The 10,244-nt window shown below is 72.4% G+C and carries 8 protein-coding genes and 1 pseudogene; 8 read left to right on the plus strand and 1 reads right to left on the minus strand.

Going from position 1 to position 10,244, the window contains the following annotated elements:
* The 5 genes and pseudogenes from ACFWEK_RS13705 to ACFWEK_RS13725 all read left to right on the plus strand — a co-directional run.
* Window positions 1–99: pseudogene (locus ACFWEK_RS13705) on the plus strand (Orotidine 5'-phosphate decarboxylase); the annotation flags it as partial.
* Window positions 100–169: 70 nt separating this feature from the next.
* The gene (locus ACFWEK_RS13710) at window positions 170–955 is read left to right on the plus strand and encodes a carbohydrate ABC transporter permease (RefSeq protein WP_430554408.1); all 786 of its coding nucleotides are present in this window, start codon (window positions 170–172) and stop codon (window positions 953–955) included.
* Complete coding sequence (locus ACFWEK_RS13715) at window positions 955–1,884, plus strand: carbohydrate ABC transporter permease (RefSeq protein WP_430546286.1); 930 nt, start codon at window positions 955–957, stop codon at window positions 1,882–1,884. The genes ACFWEK_RS13710 and ACFWEK_RS13715 overlap by 1 nt, the downstream gene beginning before the upstream one ends.
* A 5-nt stretch (window positions 1,885–1,889) precedes the next feature.
* On the plus strand, window positions 1,890–4,508 hold the full coding sequence (locus ACFWEK_RS13720) for a beta-galactosidase (RefSeq protein WP_430554409.1): 2,619 nt from the start codon (window positions 1,890–1,892) through the stop codon (window positions 4,506–4,508).
* Between the two features lie 2 nt (window positions 4,509–4,510).
* Complete coding sequence (locus ACFWEK_RS13725; RefSeq protein ID WP_430554410.1) at window positions 4,511–5,743, plus strand: ROK family protein; 1,233 nt, start codon at window positions 4,511–4,513, stop codon at window positions 5,741–5,743.
* Window positions 5,744–5,761: 18 nt separating this feature from the next.
* On the opposite strand, the gene ACFWEK_RS13730 is transcribed toward ACFWEK_RS13725, so the two are convergent.
* On the minus strand, window positions 5,762–6,817 hold the full coding sequence (locus tag ACFWEK_RS13730) for a LacI family DNA-binding transcriptional regulator (RefSeq protein WP_430546283.1): 1,056 nt from the start codon (window positions 6,815–6,817) through the stop codon (window positions 5,762–5,764).
* A gap of 229 nt (window positions 6,818–7,046) precedes the next feature.
* Between ACFWEK_RS13730 and ACFWEK_RS13735 the strand changes: the two genes are divergently transcribed.
* Genes ACFWEK_RS13735 through ACFWEK_RS13745 form a run of 3 tightly spaced genes read left to right on the plus strand, consistent with a single transcriptional unit; the run spans window position 7,047 to window position 10,193 of the window.
* On the plus strand, window positions 7,047–7,886 hold the full coding sequence (locus ACFWEK_RS13735; RefSeq protein ID WP_429763782.1) for a carbohydrate ABC transporter permease: 840 nt from the start codon (window positions 7,047–7,049) through the stop codon (window positions 7,884–7,886).
* A gap of 3 nt (window positions 7,887–7,889) precedes the next feature.
* Window positions 7,890–8,801 carry a carbohydrate ABC transporter permease gene (locus tag ACFWEK_RS13740; RefSeq protein WP_429763272.1) on the plus strand — a complete coding sequence of 304 codons (912 nt, stop codon included), beginning with the start codon at window positions 7,890–7,892 and terminating at the stop codon, window positions 8,799–8,801.
* A gap of 48 nt (window positions 8,802–8,849) precedes the next feature.
* Window positions 8,850–10,193, plus strand: coding sequence for an ABC transporter substrate-binding protein (locus tag ACFWEK_RS13745; RefSeq protein ID WP_430546282.1), 1,344 nt, complete (start codon window positions 8,850–8,852; stop codon window positions 10,191–10,193).
* Window positions 10,194–10,244 lie beyond the last annotated feature (51 nt).

The following is a 10,244-nucleotide window of genomic DNA, read 5'->3' on the forward strand; positions in this document are numbered from 1 at the left end:
GTCGACGCGCTCGCCGGGCACGTCGCCTCGGTGAAGCCGCAGAGCGCCTTCTTCGAGCGGTTCGGCTCGCGGGGCCTGGCCGTTCTCGAAGGCCCGGTTCTTCTGGCTGTTCATCTCGCCCTGGCTCGTCGGCTTCGTCGGGTTCCTGCTGGGCCCGATGATCGCGTCCGTGTACATCTCGCTCACCGAGTGGGACTCGTTCACGCCGCCCGTGTTCGTCGGGCTGGACAACTACGTCCAGGCCCTCACCGGCGACCCGGTGTTCTGGAAGGCCCTGTGGAACACCTTCTTCTACGCCGCGGTCTCGGTCCCGCTCGGCCTGGCGGTCGGCCTCTGGCTGGCCAACCTGCTCAACAAGAAGGTCCGCGGCCGCAAGTTCTTCCGCACGATGATCTACCTGCCCACGCTGGTGCCGCTCGTAGCCACCGCGATGGTGTTCAAGATGGTGCTCGCGCCGTCCGGCCCGCTCAACGACCTGCTCGGGGTGTTCGGTGTCCAAGGGCCCGACTGGCTGCTCGACCCGCTGTGGGTCAAGCCCGCGCTCGTCGTGCTGTCCGCGTGGGGCGCCGGGAGCGCCACGGTGCTGCTGCTCAGCGCCATGAACGGCATCCCGCGGGAGTTCTACGAGGCCGCCGAGATCGACGGGGCGGGGCCGTTCCGGCAGTTCTGGTCGATCACGTTCCCGCAGATCACGCCGATCATCTTCTTCAACCTCATCATGGGGCTGATCGGCGCGTTCCAGATCTTCTCCCAGGTGTACATCCTCACCCAGGGCGGTCCTGACAACGCCAGCCAGATGGTGGTGCCGCTGCTGTTCGACCAGGCCTTCGGCTTCTACCACTTCGGCTACGCGTCGGCCGTCGCCTGGCTGCTGTTCGTCGTCATCATCGGCTTCACCGCGCTCGCGTTCCGCACGTCGCGGCGCTGGGTGTTCTACGAGACGGAGGTGCGGTGATGGCCGCAGCGACCCAGGCCCCACCCGCCGCCGTGGCCGAGCCGGACCTCGCGCCCGGCCGCGGCGCCACGGCCCGCACGCTCAAGGCGTTCAAGGCGACGCCCGTCACCTACGCGGTGCTGCTGATCGTCTCGGCGGTCTTCTTCGTGCCGCTGATCCTCATGGTCTCCATCGCGCTGGCGAGCGACCAGACCAGCGCGCAGAACGCGTTCACCGTGATCCCCACGGAGTTCCTCTGGTCGAACTTCAGCGACGTCTTCACCGCGACGGGACTGCCCGTGGGCCGGTTCGTCCTGAACTCGGTGATCATCGCGACCCTGTCCGCCGTCGGTCAGGTGCTCTCGTCGTCGCTGGTCGGCTACGCGTTCGCCCGCCTGCGCGCGCCCGGCAAGAACGTCATGTTCGTCGTCGTGCTCGCCACCATGATGATCCCGGCGCAGATCACGATGATCCCGCAGTTCCTGCTGTTCAAGGAGCTGGGCTGGGTGAACACCTACCTGCCGCTCATCGTGCCGAGCTTCTTCTCCAACGCGTTCAACGTGTTCCTCGTGCGGCAGTTCGTCTCCCGCATCCCGAGCGAGATGGACGAGGCCGCGCAGGTGGACGGGCTCGGCTACTTCGGCATCTACCGGCGCATCGTGCTGCCCATGATGTGGCCGATCCTCACGGCCATCGCGATCTTCACGCTGACGCACGCGTGGGGGGACTTCATGGGGCCGCTCATCTACCTCAACTCCGAGGAGACGATGCCGCTGGCGCTCGGCCTGCAGTACATGACCTCCACGAGCAACGCCATGCAGCTGCCGCCGTGGAACCTCGTCATGGTCGGCTCCATCATGCTGACGCTGCCGATGATCGTCGTGTACTACCTCGGCCAGAAGTACCTGTACGAGATGAACGTCTCCGTCGGAAGCGCGGGTGTGAAGTGACGGTCGTGACGAGCAGCAGCGTGGTCCTGGGCCCCTCGGGCCTGGTGGTGGACGGCGAGGAGAAGGCGCTGCTGTGCGCGTCCCTCTTCTCCTTCCGCCTGCCGCGCGAGGAGTGGGCGGCGCGGCTCGCCCAGGTACGGGCGACGGGGTACGACGCCGTCGACGTCTACCTGCCCTGGAACTTCCAAGAGCTCGAGCCGGGCCGCTGGGACTTCACCGGGCGGCGCGATGTCGGGACGTTCCTCGACCTCGCCCACGAGGCGGGGCTGCTGGTGGTCGCCCGCCCCGGGCCGTACATCTGCTCGGAGTGGGACGGCGGCGCGCTGCCCGCCTGGCTCACGCTCGAGCCGGGGCTGCGGCTGCGCCAGGCCGAGCCGCGCTACCTGGCGCACGTGCGGGAGTGGTTCGACCAGGTGATGCCGATCCTGGCCGTTCGCCAGCACGGCCGCGGCGGCAGCGTCGTGGCCGTGCAGCTGGAGAACGAGCTCGACTTCTTCGACTGCGACGACCGGGCGGGGTACGTCGGGGCGCTCGCAGCCATGGCGCGCGAGCACGGCATCACCGTGCCGCTCGTCGCGTGCGCCGGCCAGGGCGACCTGGTCGGCGCGACGGGCGGGGTCGACGGCGTGGCGCCGGCGTTCAACTTCTACCCGGACGACCGGTCGCCGCACGTCGAGCCGGAGGTGCGCCGCTACGCGGACCTCGTCGCCGTCCGGGGGCTGCCCCTCCTGGTGACCGAGACGAACCGGCGGCACGTCACCCTGCGCCGGCTGCTGGTCAGCGGCGCGACGCTGCTCGCGCCGTACCTGCAGGCGTCCGGCTTCGACCTCGGGTACACGCCGTCGGTCGGGAACTGGGGCGACCCGGGCAGCTTCATGACGCACGACTACGACTTCGGCGGGTTCCTCTCGCCGGTCGGCGCCCCGCGCCCGGAGACGGCCCAGGCGCGCGTGCTGGCCGCCGTCGTGCGGACCCTGGGGCCGGCCCTGGCGCGCGGCGTGCCCCGGGCGGCGCCCGGCGCGTACGCGACGTCGGCGCCGACGAGCGCGTCGCCGTCCTGCCTCGGGCTCGACGGCGGCGGCTCGCTGCTCGGCGTGCCGAACCTCGGGGAGTCGTGGGCCGAGGCGCTGCTGCCGATCGACGCCGAAGGCTCGGCGACCGTGGAGGTGGCGCTGCCGCCCGAGTCGTGCCTGCTGGTGCTGCGGGACCTGCCCCTCGACCGGTTCGGGGCGCCGGGGACGCTGCGCCTGGCGACCGCCGACCTCGTCGCGGCGGGACCCTCCGGGCTCGAGCTCGCCGGCGACGGCCCGGCGGTCGTCGTCCTCGAGGCGCGCGACGGACGCACGACGCTCGTGGAGCTGGCCGCGCCGGCCCCCGGTGCGCCGGTCCGCGCGGCCGCGCGTGCCGGTGACGACCGGTGGGACGTCGTCCTGCACCACCCGCAGGACGTGCCGGGGCCGGGGGAGAGCCCCGCCCCGCCCGTGCCCGCGTGGGACGCGGACGCCGACCCCGCGCAGGACGCGACGGTCCCCGTCACCGACGTGGCGCGGGCCGTGCGGCTCGACCTGCCCGTCCGCGACGGCCGACCCGAGGCGTACGACCTCCCGCCGGCGTCGGAGGAGGTCGGCGTCCACCGCGGCCGCACCCACTACGCGGCCGACGTCACCGGCGCCGTCGAGGTCCTGCTGGAGGGCGCGGGCGACATGGTCGACCTCGCCCTCGACGGCGTCGCCCGCCCGACCCTCGCGCGCTTCGGCGCGACGACGGTGGTGGCGACCGGCGGCGCGAGCCGGCTGACCGCGACCGTCGAGACCTGGGGCCACGCCAACTTCGACGACGCCCGGCTGCCCGGCCTGCGCGCCGGGTCGCTGCGCGGCCTCGGGCGGGTCTGGTCGGTCGCGGCCCGCGACGACGTGTCCGCGCTCTGGAGCGTCGGGGACGGGGAGCGCTGGGCGGGCGACCCGGCGCCGCTGCGCACGCTCGGCGGCTGGAGCAGCACGCGGGTCGGGCGGCCGGTCACGTACCGGCGGTCGCTGCCCGTGGACAGGGTCCGGCACCACGCCCTGCGCCTCGACGGCGTGCCCGGGGCGGTCGACGTGCGGGTGGACGGCGCGCGGCGCACGGTGGCGGCCGAGGACCCGTGGCTCCACCTGGCGCCCGGGGAGGGGGCGGACGTCGCCGTCACGCTGCCGCACACGCCGGGCGCGCTGGGCGGGGCGGAGCTGCTGCGCCTCGACCCCGTGCGCGGCTGGCAGGTCGAGGCGCAGCCGGACACGGCGCTCGTGGGGCTGGCCGCGCGGCCCGCCCCGGGCGCGGACGTGGGGCTGCCGCTGGGCCTCGAGCCCGGCGACGAGGCGTGGCTCGACGTCGCGCTGCCGCCCGGCGGCTGGTCGCTGTGGTTCGCCGGCACCCAGGTGCGCGTGAGCGCCTTCGCGCACGGCGAGCTGCTCGGCCGGGTCTGGCTCGACGACCCCGCCGCGCCGCGCTTCTCCGGGGGCCGGCCGACCCGCCTCTGGCTTCCCGCGGCCTGGAACGAGGGCGGGCTACGCTTGCTCGTGCGCGCGACCGCCGGGCCGAACCGACCGCAGCTGGCGCGTCTTCGCACCGTCGCCACCCAGGAGTGACCATGGCAGTCGAGAGGCGGACGTCGCGCGACATCCGCAGCGAGTCCCGGCTGGACGTGATGCACGCCCTGCTGACGGCCGAGGAGGCCACCCGCAACGAGCTGGCCCGCACGACCGGGCTCAGCCCGGCCACCGTGGCCACCGTCGTCGGCGACCTGCTCTCCGAGGGCATCGTCACCGAGTCGCGGCTCAGCGCCGGCCGGGTCGGGCGGCCCACCGCCAGCCTGCGCATCAACGCCGACCGCGGCCGCGTGGTGGGCATCGACGTCGCGGAGACGTACGTGCGCGCGATCGTGTTCGACGCCGCCCTCGACGAGGTGGCGGCGGCCGAGACCCCGCGCGACGAGCACGAGAGCTCGCCCGAGTACGTCGTCGAGGGCATCGGCCGGACCTTCGACGCGGCCCTCGCGAAGGCCGGTGTGGGCGCCGCCGAGGTCCTCGGCGTCGGGGTGGCCCTCCCCGGCATCGTGCAGCGCGCGTCGGGGGTCGCCGTCGTCGTCCCGCACTGGAGCTGGCACTCGGTCGAGCTGGACAGCCTGCGCGACCGGATCGGCGTGCCCCTGGTGCTCGACAACCCGCTCAAGGCGATCGCGACCGCGGAGCTGTGGTTCGGCACCGGGCGCGGGGCCGACTCGATGGTGACGGTGAACCTCGGCACCGGGGTCGGGGCGGGGATCGTCCTGGAGGGCCGCATCCTCCGCGGCGCGACCAACGCCGCGGGGGAGTGGGGGCACTCCCTGCTCGCGGTCGACGGCCGCCGCTGCCGGTGCGGGCGGCGCGGCTGCGTCGAGGCGTACGTCGGCGCGCCCGGCATCCAGCAGACGCTCCGCGAGATCGCGCCGGAGCACCCGCTGTGCGACCTGGACCTGCAGCGGGAGTTCATCCAGGCGCTCGCGAGGGCCAGCGCGGCGGACACGCCCGACCCGGCGGTCGAGGAGACGCTCGCGACGACGGCCCGCTACCTCGGGTCCGCGCTCGCCGACCTCGTGGCGGTGGTGAACCCGGAGCGGGTCACCCTCACGGGCTGGACGACGTGGGCGATCGGCGACCGTCTGCTGCCGCTCGCCCGCGCGCGCATGGTCGAGGAGGCGCCGGGGGAGTCCGCCGCCGGGCTGAGCCTGGAGATCTCGACGGTGCGCGGGAACTCCGTCGCCACGGGGGTCGCGATGATCGCGCTGGAGCGCTTCCTCGGCGACGTCGGCCTGGTCACGACCCGGGCCGCGATCGCGCTCTGACCGACCCGGCGCGACGGCCTAGCGCGGTGCCGGCCCGCTGCTCTCGCGCACGACCAGCCGGACGGGCACGGTCTCGTGCGTGCCGCTCAGGTCGACGTCGTCGCGCACCTGGCGCAGCAGCAGGTCGACCAGGCTGCTGCCGATGCGCGCGAAGTCCTGCTCCACGGTGGTCAGCGGCGGCCACAGGTGCTCGGCGAGGGTGATGCCGTCGAAGCCGACGACGGAGACGTCGTCCGGCACCCGGCGCCCGGCCTCGTGAAGGGCGTGCAGCACGCCGGCCGCGGTCTCGTCGTTGGCGCAGAAGACGGCGGTGACGTCGGGGTCGGCGGCGAGCTCGCGGCCGACGGCGTACCCGGTCCGCGCGGTCCAGTCGCCGTGCAGGGGCTCGGGCACGGCCCGGCCGCCGGCCTCGAGCGTGGCGCGCCAGGCGTCGATGCGGCTGCGGGCGGGCAGCGAGTCGTCCGGGCCCGCGACGTGGTGCACGGTGCGGTGCCCCAGGTCCAGCAGGTGCTGCACGGCGAGGCGCGCGCCCTCCGTCTGGTCGGCGCGCACGGCGGGGTGCGTGCCGACGAAGCGCGAGTCGGAGACGACGACGGGCAGCTGCGCGGGCAGGGCGAGCGTGTCCGGGGTGGCGGACTCGGCGCGCACGATGACGAGCCCGTCGATCGCCTGGTGGGAGAGGCGGGTGACAGCCGCGGAGACGTCGTCGGGGGACGGGCTCTCGACGTCGACGATGGTGACGGTGTAGCCCTCGGCGCGGGCGGCCTCGACGACGGCCTCGACGGTGCGCGACTCGCCCGTGCGGGCCAGCTGGTGGGCGATGACCCCGAGCGTGCGGAAGCTGCCGTACCGCAGCGCGCGGGCGGCGGTGTTGGGCGCGTAGCCCAGCTCGGCCATGGCGGCGAGCACGCGGTCGCGCGTCGCGGGCTTGACGTTGTCGAGCCCCATCGAGACGCGGGAGACGGTCTGCGAGGAGACGCCCGCGAGCGCCGCGACCTCGGCCATCGAGGGCGCCGTCCGGGGGCGTGCCCGCCCTCGGGTCTGCACGCCGGGCGCGCCGTTCGTCTCCACCATCGCCGCCTCTCGTGTCGCGTCTCGTGGTGCATCGCGTGACTCTGCCGGCGTCCGGGGCTTGACATCCCTGGCGCCTCGCGACACTCTAGTCCGGCCACGATGTTTACGTAAACATTTGGCCCGTCCTCCTGGGAGTTGCTTCGTGACCGCAGACGCTCCGGCATCCTCGCCGCCCGCCCCGACCGCCGTGCCCGCCGTGCGCCGCAGCCGTCGGCGCTGGACGGGATGGATGTTCGTCGGCCCGTTCATGCTGGTGTTCGCGCTGGTGTTCCTCGCCCCGATCGCCTACTCGCTCTACCTGTCGGTGTTCCGCACGCAGATGGTGGGCGGCACCACGTTCGTCGGGCTCGAGAACTACGCGCAGGCGCTGGCCGACCCGCAGTTCTGGGAGGGCCTCGGCCGCGTCAGCCTGTTCCTGCTGGTGCAGGTGCCGATCATGCTCGGCATCGCGCTGCTGGTCGCCCTCGCGATCGACAGCGGCCGCCTGTACGGCAAGAGCTTCTTCCGGATCTCGATCTTCATGCCCTACGCGGTGCCGGCGGTCGTCGCGGCCCTCATGTGGGGCTTCATGTACGGCACGCGCTTCGGCCTGGTGGGCAACATCAACGACGCCTTCGGCGTCAGCCTGCCGAACCCCCTGTCGCCGGACCTCGTCCTGGCGTCGATCGGCAACATCGTGACCTGGGAGTTCGTCGGCTACAACATGCTGATCTTCTACTCCGCGCTGCGCGTCGTCCCGCACTCGCTGTACGAGGCGGCGGAGATCGACGGCGCCGGTCAGTGGCGCGTCATCAGCGCCATCAAGCTGCCCGCGATCCGCGGCGCGCTGGTCATCGCCACGATCTTCTCGATCATCGGCAGCTTCCAGCTCTTCAACGAGCCCAGCATCCTGCAGTCGCTCGCCCCGAACGCCATCACGACGTCGTACACGCCCAACCTGTACGCCTACTCGCTGTCGTTCTCCGGCCAGCAGTACAACTACTCCGCGACCGTGGCCATCATCATGGGCCTGATCACCATGGTGATCGCCTACGTGGTGCAGCTGCGCGGCATGCGCAAGGAGGCGTGACCCGTGTCGACGCTGACCGCCCCCGCCCGTCCCGCCCCGAGGCTGCGCACCCCGCGCCACCACTCGGTGGCCCGGCCGCGCCGCAGCCCGCTGCTCACGGTGCTCACCGCCGTCGTGCTCGTGTACTCGCTGGTGCCGTTGGCCTGGCTGCTCATCAACGCGACCAAGACGCAGGAGGACCTGTTCTCCTCGTTCGGCCTCTGGTTCGGCGACTCGTTCTCGCTGTGGGACAACATCGTCACCACGCTGACCTACGACGACGGCGTCTTCGTGCGGTGGTTCGGCAACACCGTGCTGTACGTGGTCGTGGGCGCGGGCGGCGCGACGTTCCTCGCCATCCTGGGCGGGTACGCCCTCGCGAAGTTCGACTTCCCGGGCAAGCGCGGGGTGTTCGCGCTCGTCATCGGCGCGGTGGCCGTGCCGGGCACGGCGCTCGCCGTCCCGACCTTCCTCATGTTCAGCCAGCTGGGCCTGACGAACACGCCGTGGGCCGTGATCATCCCGTCGCTGATCTCGCCGTTCGGCCTGTACCTCATGTGGACCTTCGCGGCCGAGGCCATCCCCGGCGAGCTGCTCGAGGCGGCCCGGATCGACGGGGCGGGGGAGTTCCGCACCTTCTTCCGCGTGAGCCTGCCGCTGCTCGCGCCCGGGATCGTCACCGTGCTGCTGTTCACGATGGTCGCCACCTGGAACAACTACTTCCTGCCGCTGATCATGCTGCGCGACTCGTCCTGGTACCCCCTGACGCTGGGACTCAACGCCTGGAACGCGCAGGCCGCCACCGCCGGCGGCGAGGCCATCTTCAACCTCGTCATCACCGGCGCGCTGCTCACGATCCTGCCGCTGGTCGCCGCCTTCCTGCTGCTGCAGCGCTACTGGCAGTCCGGCCTGGCCGCCGGGTCCGTCAAGGAATGACCCCGTATCTCTCCTGCGTATCCCGTCTGACGATGAAGTGAGGACCCCATGAACGCACGATCCCGCCACCTGGCGCGCGGTACCGCCCTTGCCGGCGTGCTCGCCCTCGGCCTGGCCGCCTGCGGCTCCGGCGACGACGGAGGCTCCGGCGGCGGCGACGCCGCGCCCGTCGACACAGCCGCCGTCCTCGAGAAGGGCGGCGAGATCACCGTGTGGGCGTGGGAGCCCACGCTGGAGCAGGTCGTGACGGACTTCGAGAAGAAGTACCCGAACGTCACGGTGAACCTCGAGAACGTCGGGACGGGCAACGACCAGTACACGGCCCTGCAGAACGCGATCTCGGCGGGCGACGGGGTGCCCGACGTCGCGCAGGTCGAGTACTACGCCGTGCCGCAGTTCGCCATCTCCGAGGCGCTGACGAACCTCGGCCCGCTCGGCGCCGACGACCTGGACGGCACCTTCAGCACCGGCCCGTGGAACTCCGTGCACAGCGGCGACGGCGTCTACGGCCTGCCCATGGACTCCGGCCCCATGGCCCTCTTCTACAACGAGGACGTCTTCGAGAAGTACGGCGTCGACGTGCCGACCACGTGGGACGAGTACCTCGAGGCCGCCCGGACCATCCACGAGAAGGACCCGAAGGCCTACATCGCCAACGACATCGGCGACGCCGGCTTCACCACCAGCATGATCTGGCAGGCGGGCGGGCACCCGTACCAGGTGGACGGCACCGACGTGACGATCGACTTCGCCGGCGACGAGGGCACGCAGAAGTTCACCGAGGTCTGGCAGCAGCTGATCGACGAGGACCTGCTGGCCCCCGTCGGCTCGTGGAGCGACGAGTGGTACCAGGGCCTCGGCAACGGCACCATCGCGACGCTGACCATCGGCGCGTGGATGCCCGCCAACCTCGAGTCCGGCGTCCCGCAGGGCGAGGGCAAGTGGCGCGTCGCCGAGATGCCGCAGTGGGAGGCCGGGCAGCACGCCACCTCCGAGAACGGCGGCTCGTCGCTGACCGTGCCCGCCGCCAGCACGAACGCGGAGCTCGCCTACGCCTTCGTCGACTACGCCACGAACGGTGACGGCGTGCAGGCCCGCCTCGACGGCGGCGCGTTCCCGGCCACCACGGCCGACCTCGAGTCGGACGAGTTCCGCAGCGCCGAGTCCGAGTACTTCGGCGGCCAGAAGATCAACGAGGTGCTCGCCGACTCCGCGGCCAACGTCGTCGAGGGCTGGCAGTACCTGCCGTTCCAGGTCTACGCGAACTCGATCTTCAACGACACGGTGGGCCAGGCGTACGTCTCCGGCACCACGCTGACGGACGGCCTCGCGACGTGGCAGGAGCAGTCCGCCACGTACGGCAACGGCCAGGGCTTCACCGTCAACAAGTAGTCCCGACGTCCGTCCCTGGGGTGGGTCGACCTGGCGCCCGAAGCCACACAC

The sequence above is a fragment of the Isoptericola sp. NPDC060257 genome, from assembly GCF_042726645.1.
Lineage (GTDB): Bacteria > Actinomycetota > Actinomycetes > Actinomycetales > Cellulomonadaceae > Isoptericola > Isoptericola nanjingensis.

What these genes read in the sequence shown, in the direction of transcription:
- ACFWEK_RS13745 (WP_430546282.1), top strand. Translation starts at nt 8,850, where the DNA reads ATGAACGCACGATCCCGCCACCTGGCGCGCGGTACCGCCCTTGCCGGC.
- ACFWEK_RS13730 (WP_430546283.1), bottom strand. Translation starts at nt 6,817, where the DNA reads ATGGTGGAGACGAACGGCGCGCCCGGCGTGCAGACCCGAGGGCGGGCA.
- ACFWEK_RS13725 (WP_430554410.1), top strand. Translation starts at nt 4,511, where the DNA reads ATGGCAGTCGAGAGGCGGACGTCGCGCGACATCCGCAGCGAGTCCCGG.
- ACFWEK_RS13715 (WP_430546286.1), top strand. Translation starts at nt 955, where the DNA reads ATGGCCGCAGCGACCCAGGCCCCACCCGCCGCCGTGGCCGAGCCGGAC.
- ACFWEK_RS13735 (WP_429763782.1), top strand. Translation starts at nt 7,047, where the DNA reads ATGTTCGTCGGCCCGTTCATGCTGGTGTTCGCGCTGGTGTTCCTCGCC.